The 20,150-nt window shown below is 73.6% G+C and carries 21 protein-coding genes; 13 read left to right on the forward strand and 8 right to left on the reverse strand.

Features of this window, described 5'->3' with window-relative positions; all coding sequences use genetic code 11:
- Positions 1–280: 280 nt before the first annotated feature.
- Positions 281–1,495, forward strand: coding sequence for a hypothetical protein (locus CRV15_RS09360; protein WP_003961610.1), 1,215 nt, complete (start codon positions 281–283; stop codon positions 1,493–1,495).
- Between the two features lie 36 nt (positions 1,496–1,531).
- Here CRV15_RS09360 and CRV15_RS09365 read toward each other — a convergent pair whose 3' ends face one another.
- The 3 genes from CRV15_RS09365 to CRV15_RS09375 form a co-directional block, all read right to left on the reverse strand.
- Positions 1,532–2,149, reverse strand: a complete 618-nt coding sequence (locus tag CRV15_RS09365) for a PH domain-containing protein (RefSeq protein WP_003954913.1) — start codon at positions 2,147–2,149, stop codon at positions 1,532–1,534.
- Positions 2,150–2,245: 96 nt separating this feature from the next.
- A complete protein-coding gene (locus CRV15_RS09370) occupies positions 2,246–2,659 on the reverse strand; it encodes a beta/gamma crystallin family protein (RefSeq protein ID WP_003954914.1) in 414 nt (137 codons plus the stop codon).
- A gap of 122 nt (positions 2,660–2,781) precedes the next feature.
- Positions 2,782–3,204, reverse strand: coding sequence for a beta/gamma crystallin family protein (locus tag CRV15_RS09375; protein WP_029183021.1), 423 nt, complete (start codon positions 3,202–3,204; stop codon positions 2,782–2,784).
- Positions 3,205–3,496: 292 nt separating this feature from the next.
- On the opposite strand from CRV15_RS09375, the gene deoC reads away from it, so the two are divergent.
- Genes deoC through CRV15_RS09390 form a run of 3 tightly spaced genes read left to right on the forward strand, consistent with a single transcriptional unit; the run spans position 3,497 to position 6,802 of the window.
- Complete coding sequence (deoC, locus tag CRV15_RS09380; RefSeq protein WP_003954916.1) at positions 3,497–4,447, forward strand: deoxyribose-phosphate aldolase; 951 nt, start codon at positions 3,497–3,499, stop codon at positions 4,445–4,447.
- A gap of 5 nt (positions 4,448–4,452) precedes the next feature.
- Positions 4,453–5,913, forward strand: a complete 1,461-nt coding sequence (locus CRV15_RS09385; RefSeq protein WP_003961608.1) for an aldehyde dehydrogenase family protein — start codon at positions 4,453–4,455, stop codon at positions 5,911–5,913.
- Positions 5,906–6,802 (forward strand): aldehyde dehydrogenase family protein, encoded by an 897-nt coding sequence (locus tag CRV15_RS09390; RefSeq protein ID WP_003961607.1) that lies wholly within the window; start codon positions 5,906–5,908, stop codon positions 6,800–6,802. Before CRV15_RS09385 ends, CRV15_RS09390 begins: the two co-directional genes overlap by 8 nt.
- A gap of 120 nt (positions 6,803–6,922) precedes the next feature.
- On the opposite strand, the gene CRV15_RS09395 is transcribed toward CRV15_RS09390, so the two are convergent.
- Positions 6,923–7,345, reverse strand: coding sequence for a hypothetical protein (locus CRV15_RS09395; RefSeq protein WP_009997378.1), 423 nt, complete (start codon positions 7,343–7,345; stop codon positions 6,923–6,925).
- An 88-nt stretch (positions 7,346–7,433) separates the two neighbouring features.
- Between CRV15_RS09395 and CRV15_RS09400 the strand changes: the two genes are divergently transcribed.
- Positions 7,434–8,150, forward strand: a complete 717-nt coding sequence (locus CRV15_RS09400) for a uridine kinase family protein (RefSeq protein ID WP_003954921.1) — start codon at positions 7,434–7,436, stop codon at positions 8,148–8,150.
- Between the two features lie 253 nt (positions 8,151–8,403).
- On the opposite strand, the gene CRV15_RS09405 is transcribed toward CRV15_RS09400, so the two are convergent.
- The gene (locus CRV15_RS09405) at positions 8,404–9,147 is read right to left on the reverse strand and encodes a SigE family RNA polymerase sigma factor (RefSeq protein WP_003961604.1); all 744 of its coding nucleotides are present in this window, start codon (positions 9,145–9,147) and stop codon (positions 8,404–8,406) included.
- A 211-nt stretch (positions 9,148–9,358) separates the two neighbouring features.
- On the opposite strand from CRV15_RS09405, the gene afsQ1 reads away from it, so the two are divergent.
- The 5 genes from afsQ1 (at position 9,359) to CRV15_RS09430 (ending at position 13,484) form a co-directional block, all read left to right on the forward strand.
- Positions 9,359–10,036 (forward strand): two-component system response regulator AfsQ1, encoded by a 678-nt coding sequence (gene afsQ1 / locus CRV15_RS09410; protein ID WP_003954923.1) that lies wholly within the window; start codon positions 9,359–9,361, stop codon positions 10,034–10,036.
- Entirely contained in the window at positions 10,033–11,667 is a 1,635-nt protein-coding gene (locus CRV15_RS09415; protein ID WP_003954924.1) for a sensor histidine kinase, read from the forward strand. The genes afsQ1 and CRV15_RS09415 overlap by 4 nt, the downstream gene beginning before the upstream one ends.
- Positions 11,664–12,317 (forward strand): hypothetical protein, encoded by a 654-nt coding sequence (locus CRV15_RS09420; protein ID WP_003961602.1) that lies wholly within the window; start codon positions 11,664–11,666, stop codon positions 12,315–12,317. Before CRV15_RS09415 ends, CRV15_RS09420 begins: the two co-directional genes overlap by 4 nt.
- A 175-nt stretch (positions 12,318–12,492) precedes the next feature.
- A complete protein-coding gene (locus CRV15_RS09425) occupies positions 12,493–13,158 on the forward strand; it encodes a VanZ family protein (RefSeq protein WP_003961601.1) in 666 nt (221 codons plus the stop codon).
- 122 nt (positions 13,159–13,280) lie between these two features.
- A complete protein-coding gene (locus tag CRV15_RS09430; RefSeq protein WP_003961600.1) occupies positions 13,281–13,484 on the forward strand; it encodes a PspC domain-containing protein in 204 nt (67 codons plus the stop codon).
- Positions 13,485–13,637: 153 nt separating this feature from the next.
- Here CRV15_RS09430 and CRV15_RS09435 read toward each other — a convergent pair whose 3' ends face one another.
- Together CRV15_RS09435 and CRV15_RS09440 are read right to left on the reverse strand one after the other, a co-directional pair.
- The gene (locus CRV15_RS09435) at positions 13,638–14,057 is read right to left on the reverse strand and encodes a hypothetical protein (protein ID WP_003961599.1); all 420 of its coding nucleotides are present in this window, start codon (positions 14,055–14,057) and stop codon (positions 13,638–13,640) included.
- A 239-nt stretch (positions 14,058–14,296) separates the two neighbouring features.
- Positions 14,297–15,445 carry an adenosine deaminase gene (locus tag CRV15_RS09440; protein ID WP_003954928.1) on the reverse strand — a complete coding sequence of 383 codons (1,149 nt, stop codon included), beginning with the start codon at positions 15,443–15,445 and terminating at the stop codon, positions 14,297–14,299.
- 240 nt (positions 15,446–15,685) lie between these two features.
- Here CRV15_RS09440 and CRV15_RS09445 point away from each other — a divergent pair, with 240 nt between their 5' ends.
- Together CRV15_RS09445 and CRV15_RS09450 are read left to right on the forward strand one after the other, a co-directional pair.
- Entirely contained in the window at positions 15,686–16,375 is a 690-nt protein-coding gene (locus tag CRV15_RS09445; RefSeq protein WP_009997372.1) for an alpha/beta fold hydrolase, read from the forward strand.
- Positions 16,376–16,999: 624 nt separating this feature from the next.
- Positions 17,000–17,626 (forward strand): hypothetical protein, encoded by a 627-nt coding sequence (locus CRV15_RS09450; RefSeq protein WP_009997371.1) that lies wholly within the window; start codon positions 17,000–17,002, stop codon positions 17,624–17,626.
- On the opposite strand, the gene CRV15_RS09455 is transcribed toward CRV15_RS09450, so the two are convergent.
- The gene (locus CRV15_RS09455; protein ID WP_003961596.1) at positions 17,568–18,605 is read right to left on the reverse strand and encodes a LysR family transcriptional regulator; all 1,038 of its coding nucleotides are present in this window, start codon (positions 18,603–18,605) and stop codon (positions 17,568–17,570) included. The two genes, CRV15_RS09450 and CRV15_RS09455, sit on opposite strands and share 59 nt — an antisense overlap.
- A 63-nt stretch (positions 18,606–18,668) precedes the next feature.
- On the opposite strand from CRV15_RS09455, the gene CRV15_RS09460 reads away from it, so the two are divergent.
- Positions 18,669–20,069 carry an MFS transporter gene (locus tag CRV15_RS09460; RefSeq protein WP_003961595.1) on the forward strand — a complete coding sequence of 467 codons (1,401 nt, stop codon included), beginning with the start codon at positions 18,669–18,671 and terminating at the stop codon, positions 20,067–20,069.
- Positions 20,070–20,150: the final 81 nt, after the last annotated feature.

A 20,150-nucleotide genomic window follows, 5' to 3' on the forward strand; every position in this document is an offset into this window, starting at 1 on the left:
CGCCCCCGGCCGCCCCGCCACGGGGCGGCCGGGCCCTCACAGACCACTGCGAACACCGGCACCGCCGGGACGCGCCGGGCGGTACCGGCCCCCTGGCCAGGGCTCCCCGTCCACCGGGGACCGGACCCACCGCCGGGGCGGGACGACCGCCGCCCGGCGGTCACGGGCTTCCCGGGCGTACGGGTGAATCTGCCGCGGAATCCCGGGTGCGGGGCGTGCTCGTGGCGGTGGGACGGCGATCGTGAGCCGGACGTGCCCGCCGACATCAGGAGCCGCGCCGTTGTCCCCCGCCGCGACCGCTCACCCTTCCTCCTCCCCCTCCGTCCCCGCGTCCCGGCGGACCCGGGGTCCGTCGGAGAGGGCCGCCGGGAGCGCGGGGCCGGGCGGACGGCTGGCGCGGTCCCTGCGGCGGGCCGCGCCCGCGCTCGCCGCGTACACCGCCGTGCGGCTCTGCGGGCTGCTGCTGGTCGCCCGGCTCGCGCACGCGCAGGGCACCGGCCTCTGGCCGGTGCTCGCGTCCTCCTGGGACTCGGACTGGTACCTGGGCATCGCGGCCCACGGCTACGCCGACTCCCTGGGCACCCGGGTCAACGCCAACAACCTGGCCTTCTTCCCGCTCTACCCGGTCCTCGTACGCGGGCTCGCCGCACTCGTGCCCGGCCCGGCCGCGGCGGCGGCGCTGCTGCTCGCGGTGGGGTGTTCCCTGCTCGCCGCGTGGGGCGTCTTCGCCGTGGGCGACCGGCTCCACGGCCGCCGCGCCGGCACCCTGCTCGCGGTGGCCTGGGGAGCGCTGCCGGTGGCGCAGGTCCAGTGGATGGCGTACACGGAGTCGCTGTTCACGGCGCTGGCCGCGTGGTCGCTGTACGCGGCGCTCGGCGGCCGGTGGCCCCTCGCGGGCGCCCTCGCGGCGCTGGCGGGGCTGACCCGCCCCACCGGAGTCGCCGTGGCCGCGGCCGTCACCCTGGCCGCCCTGCTCGCCTGCCGCCGCGCACCCCGCGTCCGGGCGGTGACGGGCGCGCTGCTCGCGCCGCTGGGCTGGCTGGCGTATGTCGCCTGGGTGGGGCTGCGGGTCGGCCGCCCGGACGGCTATTTCGCCGTCCAGCGGCTGTGGAAGAACGAGTGGGACGGGGGCCGCGCCACCCTGCTGGAGCTGCGTCAGCAACTGCTCTACGCGAGCCGTCCACCGCTGTTCGTGCTGCTGGTCTCGGCGGTGCTGATCGTCTCGTCGGTGCTGTACGTGCTGTCGCTCGCCGACCGGCAGCCGCTGGTGCTGCTGGTGTTCAGCGGGGTGCTGCTGCTGGTGGTGCTGGGGAGCGCGGGGGTCTACTTCCCCCGGGCCCGCTTCCTGCTGCCCGCCTTCCCCCTGCTGCTGCCCGTCGCGCGGGCGCTCGCCGCCGCGCGTCCGGTGACGGTGGCCGTGGTGCTCGTCTCGGCGACGGCGCTGTCGGCGTGGACGGGCGCGCACATGCTCCTGGTGTGGAACGGTCCGCCCTGACGGGGGTCCGCCCCGCGACGCCCGCCCGCGGCGGGGTCACCCCAGCGCGAAGAGAACGGCGAGCAGCACCGCGCCGACGGCGGCCGGGGCCATGATCTCGTACGCCCAGCGGATCGCGACCTCGCCCTTGGTGCCCGGGCTCCCGGCGTGGTGCTCGCACAGCAGCCGCAGCTCACGGATGGTCTGATCGACCTGCGCGAGCTTCACCTCGCCCTGCGGGTTCTCCCCCTTGGCGCTCGCGCGGGCGAGCTTCATCTGCTGGCGGTTGGCCCGCTTGCGCTGCCGCAGCGAGACCGGGACGGCCCACATCGGGTACTTCGTCCCGTCCTCGGTGACCAGCTCGGTGGAGTACGCGGCCCGGAACTCGTCGACCGAGGCCCAGGGGACGTCGATCGTGCGGAACGGATTGCGGACCCGCACCCGGCGCTCGCCCGCGAGGACGACGGGCCGCAGGGTGAACGCCACCACCAGCGGCAGCACCAGCAGCAGCCAGGCGACGGCGAACCAGGGCGTGCGCCCCTCGCCCCGGAGGATCGCGTCCCCGCCGAGCCACACGGCCAGGCCGAGCAGCAGCACACCCCCCACCATTCCGGCGGGTGATCGGAACGCCCGATCCGGGTACGAGGACTCCACGGGCGGCTGCGAGCTGGTCATACCCCCGATTCTGCCCCACGGCCCCCACGGGCCGCGCCCGGCTCCCGCCCCGCGCCGCCGGGTGACCCGCGCGGACGGATCACCCGGCGCGCCTCCTCAGACCTGGGGCCGGAGAAAGGACACCGAGCTGATCATGTCGTTGAACCCGGGCAGTGAGGCGTAGGCGCCGACGGCGGGCAGCCGGTTCCACTTCCCGCCCAGGGCCCCGTGCTCGTAGACGATCAGAGCGCAGCTCTTCAGGGTGTGGATCGAGCTGATCCGGTCGTTCCACCGCTCCTCGATCACATCCTGGTGCTGCGGTGCGGCGTTGCCACGGCACTCGTCGGCGTAGAACGGGTACCGCTCGCCCTCGAAGTTGATGTGCTCGTAGCCGATCGCCACCAGGATGCCCCCGTGGGGCCCCGTCCGCTCCGGCCGCGGCGCGGCGTCGGCCACCCCCGCCGTGCCGATCAGCAGCGCAAGACACGCACCCGCCGTGACCAGAGCCTTCGTCCCCGTCCGCTGGACCATCGCACCCTCCGATTCCGCTGGATTCCCACACGTCGTTGTCGTCGTGTCGTCGTTGCCGTCGTTATCGCTGTTGGCGCTGTTGTCGCCGTCGCCGTACGGCCTTCGCCGTCCGCCCCGGCCGGTCAGGACCAGGGTCTGATGAACGTGACCGAGCTGACCCGGTCGTTGAAAAAGCCGAGCACGGGGTAGCTCGCGCCTGCCGAGAGCTGGAGGAACCGGCCCTTCCCACCGCTGTGCTCATAGGTGAGCAGATGGCACTCGGGCCCGATCCGTATCGAGCTGATCCGGTCGTTCCAGCCCCAGGGCAGGTCGTCGATGACCTGGGGCACCTGGATGTCGCGGCACTTCTGCGCGTAGAACGCGATGCTCGCGCCCTGGTGGCCGGCGTGCTCGTGGGCCACCGCCACCAGCACCCCGCCGCTGCCGATCCGGACGGACTCCACCGCGGCGCGCGGGGTCGCGTCCGCCGTTCCCGCCGCGCCGAGGACGAGCGCCATGCCCACCCCCGCCGCCATGAGGCCCGCTGATCCGAGTCGCTGAGGCATCTCTCCGTCCTCCAGGGTCGGTGGATGATCGCCGGGCCTGCGCCCGGCACGGTGCGGCCGCCCACTTCCACGCGCCCTCCGGAGGGCCGGTTCATCAGGAACGGGCCGGATAAATCCCGGGCCATCACCCATGAAAACTGCGCAAAACCCCACAAGGACGGGCCGAGTCGGGCAGGACCCGGGCACAATCGGGCGCAACCCGGGTGGAGCGGGGGTGGAACCGGGCCGGGGCCGGGACGAGCACACCCCCTGTACAGGCAGCTACGCGCGTAGATATGCTCGGCTGGTGAGCATGCCCATCGCACCCGCATCCGCCCTCCCGGAGGTCACCGCCTCCGATCAAGCCCTCCGTCGCTTTCTGCACGGGCTCCCGGGGGTCGACCCCGTCGGGCTCGAAGCGCGGGCCGCGTCCCTCGGGACCCGGTCGATCAAGACGAGCGCCAAGGCGTACGCCATCGATCTGGCGATCTCGATGATCGACCTCACCACGCTCGAAGGCGCCGACACCCCGGGCAAGGTCCGGTCCCTGGCCGCCAAGGCCGTGCACCCCGACCCGACCGACCGGACCAGCCCGACGACCGCCGCCGTCTGCGTCTACCCGGACCTGGTGGCCACCGCCAAGGAGGCGCTGAACGGCGCGGACGTCAAGGTCGCGTCCGTCGCCACCGCCTTCCCCGCGGGCCGGGCCGCCCTCGGCGTCAAGCTCGCCGACACCCGGGACGCGGTCGCCGCCGGGGCCGACGAGATCGACATGGTCATCGACCGCGGTGCCTTCCTGGCCGGAAAGTATCTGAAGGTCTACGAGGAGATCCTCGCCGTCAAGGAGGCCGCGGGCCCGGCCCGGCTGAAGGTCATCTTCGAGACCGGCGAGCTGTCGACGTACGACAACATCCGCCGCGCGAGCTGGCTCGGCATGCTCGCGGGTGCCGACTTCATCAAGACCTCCACCGGGAAGGTCGCGGTCAACGCCACCCCGGCCAACACCCTGCTGATGCTGGAGGCCGTCCGGGACTTCCGGCTCCAGACCGGTGTCCAGGTCGGGGTGAAGCCCGCGGGAGGCATCCGCACCACCAAGGACGCGATCAAGTTCCTCGTCCTGGTCAACGAGACCGCGGGCCCGGACTGGCTGGCCAACCGGTGGTTCCGTTTCGGTGCCTCCAGCCTGCTCAACGATCTGCTGATGCAGCGCCAGAAGCTGGCCACCGGCCGCTACTCCGGCCCCGACTACGTGACTGTGGACTGAGCGAGATGACCGAGATGACGAACACCGCCGCGGGCAACCCGTTCACGTACGCGCCCGCGCCCGAATCCCGCGCGATCGTCGACATCGCCCCCTCCTACGGCCTCTTCATCGACGGGGAGTTCACCGAGTCCAGCGGCCAGGAGATGGTCAAGACCGTCTCCCCCGCCACCGAGGAGGTCCTCGCGGAGTACACGCAGGGCACCGGGGAGGACGTGGACCGCGCGGTCCGCGCCGCCCGCAAGGCGTTCTCGACGTGGTCCGCGCTGCCCGGCGCGGAGCGCGCGAAGTACCTCTTCCGGATCGCCCGGATCATCCAGGAGCGCAGCCGTGAGCTGGCCGTCCTGGAGACCCTGGACAACGGCAAGCCGATCCGGGAGACCCGGGACGCCGATCTGCCCCTGGTGGCCGCGCACTTCTTCTACTACGCGGGCTGGGCCGACAAGCTGGGCCACGCGGGCTTCGGCCCGAACCCGCGCCCGCTGGGCGTCGCGGGCCAGGTCATCCCGTGGAACTTCCCGCTGCTGATGCTCGCCTGGAAGATCGCCCCGGCGCTGGCCGCCGGTAACACGGTGGTGCTGAAGCCCGCCGAGACCACCCCGCTCTCCGCCCTCTTCTTCGCGGACATCTGCCGTCAGGCGGGGCTGCCCAAGGGTGTCGTGAACATCGTCACCGGCGACGGCCGCACCGGTGAGGCCCTGGTCACCCACCCGGGCATCGACAAGGTGGCCTTCACCGGCTCCACGGCGGTCGGCAAGGCCATCGCCCGCCAGGTCGCCGGGACCGGCAAGCGGCTCACCCTGGAGCTGGGCGGCAAGGGCGCCAACATCGTCTTCGACGACGCCCCGATCGACCAGGCGGTCGAGGGGATCGTCACCGGCATCTTCTTCAACCAGGGCCAGGTCTGCTGCGCGGGCTCCCGGCTGCTGGTCCAGGAGTCGATCCAGGACGAGCTGCTGGACGCGCTCAAGCGCCGGCTGGCCACGCTGCGGCTGGGCGACCCGCTGGACAAGAACACCGACATCGGCGCGATCAACTCCGCCGAGCAGCTCGCCCGGATCACCGCGCTCGCCCGCACGGGCGAGGCGGAGGGCGCCGAGCGCTGGTCCGCCCCGTGCGAGCTGCCCTCCTCGGGCTTCTGGTTCCCGCCGACCCTCTTCACCGGGGTCACGCAGGCCCACACCGTCGCCCGGGACGAGATCTTCGGCCCGGTGCTGTCGGTGCTGAGCTTCCGCACCCCCGACGAGGCCGTGGCCAAGGCCAACAACAGCCAGTACGGACTCTCCGCGGGCATCTGGACCGAGAAGGGCTCCCGCATCCTCGCCGTCGCGAACAAGCTCCGCGCGGGTGTCGTCTGGGCCAATACGTTCAACAAGTTCGACCCGACCTCGCCCTTCGGCGGCTACAAGGAGTCGGGCTTCGGCCGCGAGGGCGGTCGCCACGGCCTGGAGGCTTACCTCGATGTCTGAGTCCGCACGACTGCATGTGTTCAAGACCTACAAGCTGTACGTGGGCGGGAAGTTCCCGCGTTCCGAGAGCGGCCGGGTGTACGAGGTGACCGACGCGAAGGGCACATGGCTGGCGAACGCCCCTCTCTCCTCCCGCAAGGACGCCCGGGACGCCGTCGTCGCGGCCCGCAAGGCGGTGGGCGGCTGGTCGGGAGCGACCGCGTACAACCGGGGGCAGATCCTCTACCGCGTCGCCGAGATGCTGGAGGGCCGCCGCGAGCAGTTCGTCCGTGAGGTCGCGGACGCGGAGGGGCTGTCCAAGTCCAAGGCGGCGGCGCAGGTGGACGCGGCCGTCGACCGCTGGGTCTGGTACGCCGGGTGGACCGACAAGATCGCCCAGGTGGTCGGCGGCGCCAACCCGGTCGCCGGGCCGTTCTTCAACCTCTCCACGCCCGAGCCGACCGGTGTGGTCGCGGTCCTCGCCCCGCAGGAGTCCTCGTTCCTGGGGCTGGTCTCCGTGATCGCCCCGGTGATCGCCACCGGCAACACGGCCGTCGTCGTGGCGAGCGAGCGGGCCCCGCTGCCCGCGCTCTCCCTCGGCGAGGTGCTGGCCACGTCCGACCTGCCGGGCGGTGTGGTCAACGTCCTCTCCGGCCGGACCGCGGAGCTCGCGGCCCCGCTCGCCGCGCACCAGGACGTCAACGCGATCGACCTCACGGGCGCGGTGGCCGACGAGTCCCTGGCCAAGGAGCTGGAGATCGCGGCGGCGGACAACCTCAAGCGGGTGCTGCGCCCGCGTGCCGAGGAGTGGGCCACCGAGCCGGACATCCACCGGATGACGGCGTTCCTGGAGACCAAGACGGTCTGGCACCCCACCGGGGCGCTGGGCGCGGCGGGTTCCTCGTACTGAGCCGCTGAGCCGCTGAGCGCACCGGGCACTCCGGGCCGCTGAGCCGCCCGCGGCACCGGCGCCCCTGTCCCGTCCCGTCGTCCCGGCGGGCGGACGGGGGCGCCGCCGTGTACGGGCCCCCTACAGCGGCAGGGCCTGGACCACTCCGCCGACGAGGGGCAGCTCGGCGGCCGACGCGCCCTGGGCGAGCGGGCCGGTGGCGACCTCCGTGGAGACCGGCTTGAAGTCGGCGACCTGGGCGGCGACCCCGTTGGCCAGCGGGTCGACGCCCGTCTTCGCCAACGGGTTGAGCTGGAGTTTCGTGAGCTGGTCCACACCGGTCACCGAGTTGGTGACGACCCCGCCGAGCCCGCCGGTGGCCGGTCCGGCCAGCGGAGTCCCGCCGAGGGCGGCCCCCACGGTGTCGAGGGGGCTGCCCGACGCGGTCGCGGTGGCCGCGTGCGCGGCGGTCCCGCCCGCGCCGAGGGCGGCGGCCACCGCCGCCATGGTCAGACCGGCGCGCAGGGCGAACCGAGGGGGGTGGGGGGCTGAGTGACGTGCCATGGGTCGGGCTCCCGCCGGACGAGACGATGGGGGTACGGGACGAGCACACTGGGCACGGCTTGCGTGACCAGAGGGGCACTGAGCGTAGTTGAGATGTGATTCTCCCTCCACCGCTCTTCCCGGTGGGTCCCCTTCACGGGTCAATGCCTCACACTGGTGTCCCGTGACTGATTCCCCCACGCCGAGGCGCGTCGTCCTGCTCACGGGCCCCTCGGGTTCCGGAAAGACCTCTCTCGCCGCGCGGACGGGCCTTCCCGTGCTGCGTCTGGACGACTTCTACAAAGAGGGCGACGACCCCACGCTTCCGCTGGTCGCGGGGGGAACGGACATCGACTGGGACTCCCCGCTCTCCTGGGACACGGACACGGCTCTCGCGGCGATCGCGGCCCTCTGCCGCGAGGGGCGCACCGCGGTCCCGGTCTACGACATCGGGGCCAGCGCGCGGACGGGCGACGAACTCCTGGACATCGGCCGGGCGCCGCTGTTCATCGCGGAGGGGATCTTCGCGGCGGAGCTGGTGACCCGCTGCCGTGAGCGGGGGCTGCTCGCGGACGCGCTCTGTCTGCGGGGCCGTCCGTCGACCACCTTCCGGCGGCGGCTCGCCCGCGATCTGCGTGAGGGGCGCAAGTCCGTCGGGTTCCTGTTGCGGCGGGGGTGGCGGCTGATGCGTGCCGAACGGTCGATCGTGGCGCGTCAGACGGGTCTCGGCGCGTACGCGTGCGGCCGGGACGAGGCGCTGGGCCGGGTGGCCGCGGCGGCCCGGTGCGGCGGGCGCGCCGTATCGGGCATGACGCAGCGGGCATGACCCAGGGGGTGTGACACGGCGGGCACGACCCAGTGCGTGTGACACGGCGGGTGTGACACGAAAGAGCGGGACCGGACAAGACCCCCCGGCCCGTCCGATCCCGCTCTCCCCCGTTTCCCCCGTTGACCCCGCGGGTCCCCCGACCCTCGTGGCCCCCCTCTTTCCCGTCGCTCCCCCGAGACGACGGCCCCCTCTCACATTCCCCCGTGTTCTACCCCCGGTGTTTCTCCCCCGTGGGGGTTCCCCCGGTCCCTCAGGCCACCAGCTCGCCGAAGGACTCCTCCTCGTCACGGCCGAAGCTGAGGACCTGGTCCTCGCGCAGCCGGCGCAGCGAACGCCAGATGCTCGACTTCACCGTGCCGACACTGATGTCCAGGATCTGCGCGATCTCCGGGTCGGTGCGGCCCTCGTAGTACCGGAGGACCAGCATCGTCCGCTGGAGTTCGGGAAGCCTGGCCAGCGCCTGCCAGAGCACGGCCCGCAGCTCGGTCCCCCGCATCGCGTCGGTGTCGCCCGCCGTCTCCGGCAGCTCCTCCGTGGGGTACTCGTTGAGCTTGCGCCGCCGCCAGGCGCTGATGTGCAGATTCGTCATGGTCCTGCGGAGATAGCCGCCGACCGCCGCCTTGTCGCTGATCCGGTCCCAGGCCCGGTAGGTGGAGAACAGCGCGCTCTGGAGCAGGTCCTCGGCCTCGAAGCGGTCGCCGGTCAGGTGGTAGGCGGTCGCGTACAGGGAGGAACGACGTTCCTGCACATAGGCGGTGAACTCCGCCTCCGTGAGGGCCTGCCGTCCCCCGTTGTTCTCCCGGTACGCGGCCGCTCCCGTGCCGGCGCCCCCCGTGGCACCGTCGACGACCGACATGTACGGCGCCTTGTGCTGGCGCCCGGTGCCGCGCACGCACCCCCGTCCGTTCACGGCACCGGACTTCTCCGTGCTCCGTCCGACATCGTGAAGACGCGTGACGACTGCGCTTGAGGTCGTGCTGTGCAGTGCCTTCATTCCGCGCCCCCCTGTCGATGGAGTCCGTTTCCGTCTGTGTGCATCACAGCTTGCCCAGGCAGTTTCATGGAGGTGTCCGTCGACTGTCACAGACCTGTCACAGGGAAAGAGGAGAGCAGTCCTGTGACGGCTGGGGCGACGGCGGTGCTGGTCGGGGGCATCGGGGTGCGGCCGGTCGAAGCCCGGCGCGGCCATGGGCCAGAATGGGCCCGTGCCTTTCCTGTTGCTGATCGAGGACGACGACGCCATCCGCACGGCCCTCGAACTCTCGCTCTCCCGCCAGGGCCACCGTGTGGCCACCGCGGCGACGGGCGAGGACGGCCTGAAGCTGCTCCGGGAGCAGCGGCCGGATCTGATCGTGCTGGATGTGATGCTGCCCGGGATCGACGGCTTCGAGGTGTGCCGCCGTATCCGGCGCACCGACCAGTTGCCGATCATCCTGCTGACCGCCCGCAGCGACGACATCGACGTGGTCGTGGGGCTGGAGTCCGGTGCGGACGACTATGTGGTCAAGCCGGTGCAGGGGCGGGTGCTGGACGCCCGTATCCGTGCCGTGCTGCGCCGGGGGGAGCGGGAGGCCACCGACTCGGCCACCTTCGGCTCCCTGGTGATCGACCGCTCCGCCATGACCGTGACCAAGAACGGCGAGGACCTCCAGCTCACGCCGACCGAGCTGCGACTCCTGCTGGAACTGAGCCGGCGGCCGGGGCAGGCGCTGTCCCGGCAGCAACTGCTGCGGCTGGTGTGGGAGCACGACTATCTCGGGGACTCGCGGCTGGTGGACGCCTGTGTCCAGCGGCTGCGGGCGAAGGTGGAGGACGTGCCGTCCTCGCCCACCCTGATCCGTACCGTGCGCGGTGTGGGCTACCGGCTGGACGCGCCGCAGTGAGCGGTGCCGCCAAGCGCGCGATAGTCGCCGGGCTGCGCTGGACGAGTCTGCGGCTCCGTCTGGTCGTGGTCTTCGCCGTGGTCGCGCTGACCGCCGCGGTGTCCGCGTCGGGCATCGCCTACTGGCTCAACCGCGAGGCCGTGCTCACCCGGGTGCAGGACTCCGCGCTGGAGAGTTTCCGCAAGGACATGCAGGGCCGGGCCGCGGCGCTGCCGGTCGGCCCGTCCCGGGAGGAGCTGGCCGACGCCGCCCGGCAGATGGCGGGCGGCCAGGAGGGCTACGGGGTGCTGCTGCTGGGCGACGCCGCGTCGGGGACACCGGTGACGGGCTCGTCCGACCCGCTGCTCTACACCCTGGACCGGGTCCCCGGGGCGCTCCAGGAGGCCGTGAACCGGCGGCAGGAGACGGGTTCCGGGAATGCGGCCGAGTACCACCTGTACTGGCAGCGCACCGAGTTGGGCGGCGAGCCGTATCTCGTCGGCGGTTCCCGGATCGTGGGCGGCGGGCCGACCGGCTATGTCTTCAAGTCGCTGGAGCAGGAGCGGGACGACCTCAATACGCTCGCCTGGTCGCTGGGGATCGCCACCACGCTGGCACTCGTCGGTTCGGCGCTGCTGGCGCAGGCCGCGGCGACGACCGTGCTGCGGCCGGTGCGGCGGCTCGGGGAGGCGGCCCGCAGGCTGGGCGAGGGGAAGCTGGACACCCGGCTGCGGGTGTCGGGCACCGACGAGCTGGCGGAGCTGGCGCGGACCTTCAACAGGACGGCGGAGTCGCTGGAGAAGAAGGTCGCCGACATGAGCGCCCGGGAGGAGTCCAGCCGTCGTTTCGTGGCGGACATGTCGCACGAGCTGCGGACCCCGCTGACGGCGCTGACCGCCGTCACCGAGGTGCTGGAGGACGAGGTCGACAGCCTGGACCCGATGATCGCTCCCGCGGTGACGCTGGTGGTGAGCGAGACCCGGCGGCTGGGCGACCTGGTGGAGAATCTGATGGAGGTCACCCGCTTCGACGCGGGCACCGCCAAGGTGGTCCTGGACACGGTGGACGTGGCCGACCAGGTGACCGCCTGCATCGACGCGCGGGCCTGGCTGGACGCGGTGGAGCTGGACGCCGAGCGCGGGATCATGGCGCGGCTCGACCCCCGGCGGCTCGATGTGATCCTGGCGAACCTGATCGGCAACGCGCTCAAGCACGGCGGTTCGCCGGTGCGGGTCTCGGTGCGGCTCGTCGAGGGCGCCGGGCTGGTGATCGAGGTACGGGACCACGGCCCCGGCATCCCCGCCGATGTGCTGCCGCATGTCTTCGACCGTTTCTACAAGGCCAGCGCCTCCCGGCCGCGGTCCGAGGGGAGCGGACTGGGGCTGTCGATCGCGATGGAGAACGCGCTCGCGCACGGCGGCACCATCACCGCGGCGAACTCGCCGGACGGCGACGGCGCGGTGTTCGTGCTGCGGCTGCCGCAGGACGCGTCCGCGCCCAAGGAGGACTACTCCGGCGAGGACGGCGTGGACGGCGAGGAGACCCCGTCCACCGGGACCGGCGCGGACGCGGGCGGGAGCACGGCCGGGGAGTCGGGGTCCGCCCCGGCGGACGGGCGCGACGAGGCGCCCGGAGAGGGGAGCACACGGTGAGGCGGAGGGTCCGGCGGCTGACCGCCCTGGCGCTGGCGGGCGGCGCGCTGCTGCTCGCCGGGTGCGGGATCAGGACCACACAGGTACCGGTGGACGCCGGTCCCGCGCCCTCCCGGCTGCCGTGCACGGTGACCGACGGCCCGGACGGCGGTCCGGGGGCGGGCGACGGCCTGCCGGTACGGGTCGAGCTGCTGTGCGCGGCCAAGCTGAAGCAGGTGGACCGCACGGTGGAGCTGCCCGCCGACGGCCTCCACGACGAACAGCTCCGGATGGCGACCGCGCTCCTCGACGAGCTGCGGCGCAAGCCGACGGCGGACGAGCGCGGGGCGGGCTTCGGGACGGACGTGCCCGCGGGGCTGACCGTGGCCGGCGGGGCCCGCGCCGGTGACCCGGTGGGCACGCTGCGGCTGAGCCTGCGGCCGGAGCGGCTGCCCGGGGCGGCGCTCGCGCAGATCGTGTGCACCTTCGCGGAGAGCCGGGCCGCGGCGGCGGGCGGCGCGGTGATCCTGGGCGGTCCCGACGAGAGCGGCCCGCGCGGGTACACCTGTCCGCAGCGGCTGACGGAGCGTCCCGCGGAGCCGGTGCCGACCCTGTCGTCCCTGCCCGCGCCCGCGGCGCCGGTGTACCCCGGCGCCGCCACCACGTTCTGACCGTCTGCTGACCGCGTTCCGGCCGTGTCCCTGCTGTGTCCCTGCTGTGTCCCGCCGCCGGTCCGGGGCCCCGCGAAGCAGCCCCGGAGGCGGCCGTGACCGGCGGCGGGAGGCCGCGGAAGACCGCTGCCGACGGCGGGGAACCGTTTCCGGGGCGTCGTGCGTCTTGTGTGCCGTGCAGTGTCAAGGTAAGAGCGGCAGCAGTGCCGCGACCCGGATGCGCGTGGCGGGGGCCGTCCTCCTCCTCGTGCACTTGCTGCTCGTCTGCTGGCTGACCCTGCGCCCGTTGGACGTTCCCTGGGTGACGCCCGCGAATCTGGAGCTGTTCGCCGGTATCCGGGCGGATCTGGAGCTGCCCCCGCCGGACGCGGCGCTCCAGATAGGCGCGGGGCTGTTCCTGCTGGCGCCCCTCGGGGTGCTGCTCCCGATGGCGGGCGGCAGGCTCACGGTCTCCCCGTTCGTCTCGCTGGCGCGGACCGCCGTCGCGGGGGGTCTGATCTCGCTGGCGATCGAGCTGTTGCAGACGGGTGTGCCGGGGCGGGTGCTCGATGTGGACTCGCTGCTGTTGAACACCGCCGGGGTGGTGATCGCGCATCTGCTGGTGGTGCCGCTGGCGCGGGCCCGGCTGCGGCGCGCGCGGACGGCGGCCCCGGCACGCGGTCCTGCGGGGACCCCGGGCGCCCCGGGGGCGGGCCCGGTGGGGCGGGTGCCGCTCGCGGCACTGCCCCGGTCCCGGCCGCAGCGGCTCGGCGGGGGCTCGGGGACCGGTCCCGTCCTCCGGGAGGACCAGAGGGCTCAGGGACCGACCCCGACGATTTCCAGGGTCGGGATCGCCCCGTAGAGGGAGGATCTGTCCCGGTCGAGACGGCATGGTGGAGGTACCGGGGAGCGAGCGGGACCGATGCTCACCGGACCGGCCCGGAGCCGGACGACGCCCCACGGTCCCCCGAGGAGGAACCCACCATGGCCGCAGTTGTCCGCCCGAGTTCGGGACGCGTGATCGGTGGCGTGTGCGCGGCGCTGGCCCGGCGGTTCTCCACCTCGGCCAGGACGGTACGCATCCTGTTCGCGGTCTCGTGCCTGCTGCCCGGCCCGCAGTTCCTGCTCTATCTGGCGCTCTGGATACTGCTGCCCGCCGAGCGGGCCACGCCGAAGGCCGCCTGGTAGGACGCCGGGCGGGATTCCGGTCCGTACGCGTGGGGCGCGCACCGGTGCGGTGCGCGCCCCACGGCGCTGCCGGACCGCCGTGCGGAGGGGAAGTGACGGCGGGCGGGTGGGAGGACCGGACCGCCCGGGGCGCCGAAGCGGCCCGGGGGCGGATCAGAGCGGCTGGGAGCCGGTGTTCAGGGCGGGCGCGAGCTGGAGCGGAGCCGGGGCCAGCTTGCTCACCTCGCCGACCGGGAGCCCGCCGAGCAGGCTGCCGAGGAGCTCCTTGCCCGCGCCGGGGGCCATGGCCCGGGCGGTGGCGGACCCGAGGGTCGCCGGCAGGGTGGCCGCGCTCTCGACGAGGGCGGCCTGGGTGCTGGCCTGGACTCCGGTCAGGGTCTGGGGGGCGCCCGCGGGGAGCTTCGAGACGACCTTCTGCACCGGCGCCGCGTTGGTGAGGGTGTCGAGGGACGTCAGCGTCTCCAGGGAGGGCGCGGGGACGGTCGCCGCGGCGGCGGCGTTGCCCGCGCTGACGACGGCGAAGGCGGCGCCGAGCGCGGCGGCACCGAGGGTCCTGGCGGCAGACTGCTTCATCAGGGATATGTCCTTGGCAGGTGAAAGCGGAACAGGAAGAGGGAAGGGGCGAAGGGCGGGGACAGGGGGTGAAGAGGTGCGGGACAGCGGTCGAGAAGGGGACGGCCGCACCCTGGAAAGGGAAAACGGCGGCTCCGCAAGCTAGCCACACGGGCGGAGTCGGCGCAAATACCGCCGGGCGGTGTGGTCTTCACTTTTTCCGGTATTTCCGAAGCCCTTCCCGATCGCCCGGTTCAGCTTTAACCTCCCGAAGAACTGCTGGCCACAGCGGTCTGCGAGAACAGCCATTCGGACTTCAACTCGGAAAATCCAGGTTTGATCACATCATTGATCATCGCCAATCGTTCATCGAAAGGAATGAATGCCGATTTCATGGCATTGACGGTGAACCACTGAATGTCGTCGAGTGAGTATCCGAAGGCTTCGGTCAGCCGCTCGAACTCCTGCGACACACTGGTCCCGGACATCAGCCGGTTGTCGGTGTTGACCGTGGCACGGAAGTGCAGTCGGCGGAGCAGCCCGATGGGGTGGTCCGCGTAGGAGCCGACGGCGCCGGTCTGGAGGTTCGACGTCGGGCACAGTTCCAGGGGGACGCGCCGGTCGCGCACATAGGCGGCGAGCCGGCCGAGGGTCACCTCGCCGTCGGCGCCGACGGTGATGTCGTCGACGATGCGGACACCGTGGCCGAGCCGGTCGGCCCCGCACCACTGGAGCGCCTGCCAGATCGAGGGGAGTCCGAACGCCTCACCGGCGTGGATGGTGAAGTGGTTGTTCTCCCGCTTGAGATATTCGAAGGCGTCGAGATGGCGGGTGGGCGGATGTCCCGCCTCGGCCCCCGCGATGTCGAAGCCGACGACTCCCGTGTCCCGGTGGCGGTTGGCCAGTTCGGCGATCTCCAGGGAGCGGGCGGCGTGCCGCATGGCCGTCAGGAGCGCGCCCACCCGGATGCGCCGGCCGTTCTCGCGGGCCAGCCGCTCCCCTTCCCGGAAGCCCTCGTTCACCGCCGCCACGACCTCTTCGAGACCGAGCCCGCCCTCCAGGTGCTGTTCGGGCGCGTAGCGGACCTCCGCGTACACGACGCCGTCCGCGGCCAGGTCCTCCGCGCACTCGGCGGCGACCCGGAAGAGCGCGTCGGCGGTCTGCGTCACGGCGCAGGTGTGCGCGAAGGTTTCGAGGTAGCGCTCCAGCGAGCCGGAGTCGGCGGCTTCGCGGAACCAGGCACCGAGCCGGTCGGGCTCGGTCTCGGGCAGCGCCTCGTAGCCCGCGTCCCGGGCGAGGTCGACGACCGTACCGGGGCGCAGGCCACCGTCGAGATGGTCGTGGAGGAGCACCTTCGGGGCACGGCGGATCTGCTCCGCAGTGGGGGTATTGAGGGGCTTTGTCGCCATTGGCGCACTCTAGCCCTGTGTACAGGGAGGGAGCCGGGGCGCTCCGTAACAATGACCGTGCATTCGGGTGGCTCGGAGAACCCCTTCTGCCAGTGTTCAGCCATGGCAGACCATGTACTGCCCCGCTGGTGGGGGCGTCAGGAGAGACAGCGTCCGCGGCAGGCGCCGCGAACGGCCGGAACGGCGGCGGACATACGCCTGGGCAAGGCGTTCCGGAGCACCATTCCACCGCCGGACCCGATGGTGGGCGGGGTGGTGCTGCTGCTGCCGGACGGCGAGCCCGACTCGGAGCGCGGCCCGTCCCGGTGGGCGGCGGCGCGGGCCAGGCCGCTGGGGCGGGCGCTGGCCCGGGCGGGCGGGCCGCACGGTCTGGTGGTGCACCCGGTGCGGTACCGGTCCCGGGGCTGGAACGGGACGCAGGCCCGGCTCGCCGAGGACGCGGTGGGCGCGGCCGACGAGGTGCTGCGCCGCTATGGGGATGTCCCGGTCTGTCTGGCGGGGCACGGCCTCGGCGGGCGGGCGGCGCTCCACGCGGCGGACCATCCGTCGGTCGGCGTGGTGCTGGCGCTGGCGCCCTGGCTGCCGGAGGGCCCGGCGTCGGCGGCGGAGCCGGTGCGGCAGCTCGTGGGGCGGCGGGTGATGATCGTGCACGGCACGAACGACCGCCGTACGGACCCCGATCTCTCGTACCGGCTGGCGGAGCGGGCGAAGAAGGTCAACCGGAGCATATGCCGGTTCGAGGTCCACACGGACGGGAACGCGCTGCGCCAGCACCACGCCGAAGTGCTCGCGCTGGCCACGGACTTCGTGCTGGGTTCGCTCTTCCCGCACCCGTACGCCCGCCCGGTCGCGGACGCGCTCGCGGCACCGCCGCCGCTGGGGCTGCGGATGCCGCTGGCCGCGGGCTTCGGCAGATCCCTGCGCCCCTGACCGTCCCGGCCCCCTCCACCCGGGGGCCACGGGACGGCCCCACCGGGCATGCCCGTACCGCACGCCCCTCCGCCGGACCCCGCCGCGCGGGCCCACGCCCTGACCCCGACCGGGGACGGACGCGCCGACCGGGACCGGCCACCGCCACGGCACGGGGAACACCCCGGCCCCCTCCACCCGGGGGGCCACGGGACGGCCCCACCGGGCACGGCCGTACCGCACACCCCTCCGCCGGACCCCGCCCCGCGGGCCCACATCCCGACCCGACCGGGACCGGCCACCGCCACGGCACCGGGAACACGCCGAGGCCAGGACCCGCACCACGGCCGCGCCCGGCACCCCCGGCACCCCCGGCGCCCCCGGCGCACAACGGCCACGAACCGTTCCCGGGCCCACATCCCCGCCCCGGCCAGGGGACGACCGGCCCCACGACCGGGACCGGCCACCGTCACGGCACGGCACGGGGAACACCCGGGGGCCACGGGACCGCCCCGCCGGGCACGGCCCGTACCGCACACCCCTCCACGGACCCCGCCGCGCGGGCCCACGTCCTGACCCCGACCGGGGACGGGCCCGGTCGCCACCCTGCGGGCGGGCCTCGGCCAGGTGCGGACCGTCCGGCCGGTGCGCCGCGCGCTGCTGCTGTCGGTGGCGGTCACCTCGCTCTGGGGCGCGCTGGACGAGTACGTTCCGCTGCTGGCCGCCGGGACCGGGGTGGCGACGGGGACCGTCCCGTTCCTGGTGCTGGCGGTGTGGGCGGGTGTGACCCTGGGCGGGCTGCTCGCGGGGCGGGCCGAACGGCTGCCGGGGCGGGCGCTCGCCGTGCTGCTCCTGGCGGCGGGGGTGCTGCTCGCGGCGGGGGCGCTGGGGCGGTCGGCGGCCGGATTCGCCCTGCTGGCCGGGGCGTTCCTGGTGTTCCAGCTTCTGGACGTGGTCGCGGACGCCCGGCTCCAGGCGGCCATCGAGGGACCGGCGGCGCGGGCGACGGTGACCTCGCTGGCCGGGTTCGGGAGCAGCGCGGGGACGCTGCTGGTGTACGGGGTGTACGGGGCGGCCTCGGGCGCCGGTCTGGACCACGGTTCGGTGTTCGCGCTGTTCGCGGTGGTCTGTCCGGTGATCGCGGTGCTGCTCCTCGGGGTCGCGGCGCCCGCCGGGACCCCCGTTCCGACCGTTCCGACCGTTCCGGAGGGGACTACTCCGGCAGGCCCGTCGGCAGCAGCCGGCCCCGGCGGGACAGCAGGAACTTCTTGAACGCGGCGACCGGCGGGGTGTCGGGGTGGCCGTCGAGCCAGGCGACACCGATCTCGCGGACGGCGCGCGGCGCCGTCACCGTCAGCTCCACGACCCCGGGCCTGGCCACCGCCGGAGGGGGCAGCAGCGCCACCCCGAGCCCGGCGGCGACCAGCCCCCGCAGGGTCTCGGCCTCCTCGCCCTCGAAGGCGACCTTCGGGGTGAACCCGGCCCGGGCGCACAGGGCGTCGGTGATCCGGCGCAGCCCGTACCCGGGTTCCAGGGTGACGAAGACATCGTCCGCCGCCTCCGCGAGCCGGACCCGTTTGCGGCGGGCGAGCCGGTGGTCGTCCGGGACGACGAGCCGCAGCCGCTGCTCGTCCAGTCTGCGGGCGACCAGGTCGGGCGCGTCGGGGACGGGCGAGGTGAGACAGAGGTCGAGATCGCCGGAGCGCAGCCCGCCGAGCATGGCGTCCCCATGGTTCTGGACGAGGGTGAAGCGGACCCGGGGGTGATCGGCGCGGAAGGCGCGCAGCAGCCCGGGGACCGTCTCCGAGCCCATGGTGTGGAGGAAGCCGAAGGCGACCTTGCCCGCCCGGGGGTCGGCGTCGGCGCGGACGGCACCGGCGGCCCGTTCCACCTCGGCGAGCGCGCGCTCCACGGAGGTGAGGAAGGTCCGTCCGGCGGGCGTGAGGGAGACGGTGCGGCCCTTGCGGGCGAAGAGGGCGACGCCCAAGTCGCGTTCCAGCCGGACCATCGCCCGGGAGAGGGTCGACTGGGGCACCCCCAGCTCCAGGGCGGCGCGCGTCACATGCTCCTGGCGGGCGACCCCGGCGAAGTAGGCGAGGCGCGGCGCGAGCAGCAGCGCCATGTCCTCGGCCCACTCGTCATATCCGGCGGACCCGGCGGGCCCCGTGGTCGCGCCATGCGGAGGGTACCCATTGTTTACTTCGTAACTGCCGTGTGACAGCCGACGCTGTGAGCTGCGGTCATGCACCATGGGAACGATTATCGCCATTCCATGCATTGGACGCATGAACCTCGCCGGTCGTACGTTCGACGCATGCCCAGTGCCAGTACCAAGGCGTCCACCGAGGTGGGCGCCGTAGCCGAGACCGCAGCCGCCGAGACCACCACCGCGGGGACCGCCGCCACCGGGACCGCCGGGACCGACCGGGAGTCCGGGGCGGAGCCCGCCCCCGGAGCCGGGTCCGGCTCCGGCTCCGGGTCCGCCGAGGGGCCGCTCGCCCCGGGCCGCCCCGGCTTCCGCCGGATGAGCCTGGCCCTCTTCGCCGCCGGAGTGGCGGCGTTCGCCCTCCTCTACTCCACGCAGGCGCTGCTGCCCGCGATCTCCGCCGACTTCGGCGTGAGCGCGTCGGCGGCGAGCTGGACGGTGTCCGCCGCGACGGGCGCGCTGGCCCTCTTCGTCCTTCCGCTGTCCGCGCTCTCCGAGCGGTTCGGGCGGCGCGCGATGATGACCGCCTCCCTCGCCGTCGCGGTGGCGGTCGGTCTGCTGGTGCCGTTCGCCCCCTCCCTGGAGTGGCTGGTGGCGCTGCGCGCCGTGCAGGGCGCCGCGCTGGCCGGGCTGCCCGCGTCCGCGATGGCGTATCTCGCGGAGGAGGTGCGGCCCCGGGCGCTGGTGGGCGCGATCGGGCTCTTCGTCGCGGGCAACAGCGTCGGCGGGATGAGCGGCCGGATCGTCACCGGCTGGGCGGCCCAGCTCGGCGGCTGGCGCGCGGGCCTGCTGGCCGTCGGCGCGCTGGCGCTGGTGGGCGCGGTGGCGTTCCGGCTGCTGCTGCCCCGGCCCCGGCGCTTCACCCCGGGGACGCTGAGCCCCCGGGCGCTGGCGGCGACCGTGCGCGGGCATCTCTCCGATCCGCTGCTGATGCGGCTGTACGCGATCGGCGCGCTCTTCATGACGGTGTTCGGCGCGGTGTACACGGTGATCGGGTACCGGCTGGTGCAGGAGCCGTTCGGGCTGTCGCCGGGCGTGGTGGGCTCGGTCTTCCTCGTCTATCTCGTCGGTACGGCCTCGTCCGCGGCGGCGGGGCGGCTGGTGGACCGGCTGGGGCGGCGCGGCGCGCTGTATCTGGCGGTGACCACGACGGCGGCGGGTCTGCTGCTCTCGCTCTCCGCCTCGCTGACGGCCGTGCTGCTGGGCCTGGTGCTGATCACGGCCGGTTTCTTCGCCGGGCACGCGGTCGCGTCGGCGGCCGTGAGCCGGACCGCGACCACGGGCCGCGCGCAGGCGTCGGCGCTCTACCAGTCCTCGTACTACCTGGGCAGCAGCGTGGGCGGCACGCTCGGCGCGATCGCCTTCCACGCGGGCGGCTGGGCCGGGACGGTGGGGCTCGCGCTCCTCGCGGTGACCGGGGTCGTGTCGATCACCCTGTACGGGACCCGGGTGGCCCGGGCCGAGCGGCGGTCGCTCGTCGTGGCGGGCGCCGTCCCCGCGAGCCGCTGAGGCGCCCCTCGCGTACGCACGGCTCCCGTTACCGGCGCACAGCCGGACGACGTGCTTCGATTTCCGGTCGGCTGTGGCGAG

Origin of the sequence: Streptomyces clavuligerus (genome assembly GCF_005519465.1) — a bacterium.
Classification (GTDB): Bacteria; Actinomycetota; Actinomycetes; order Streptomycetales; family Streptomycetaceae; genus Streptomyces; species Streptomyces clavuligerus.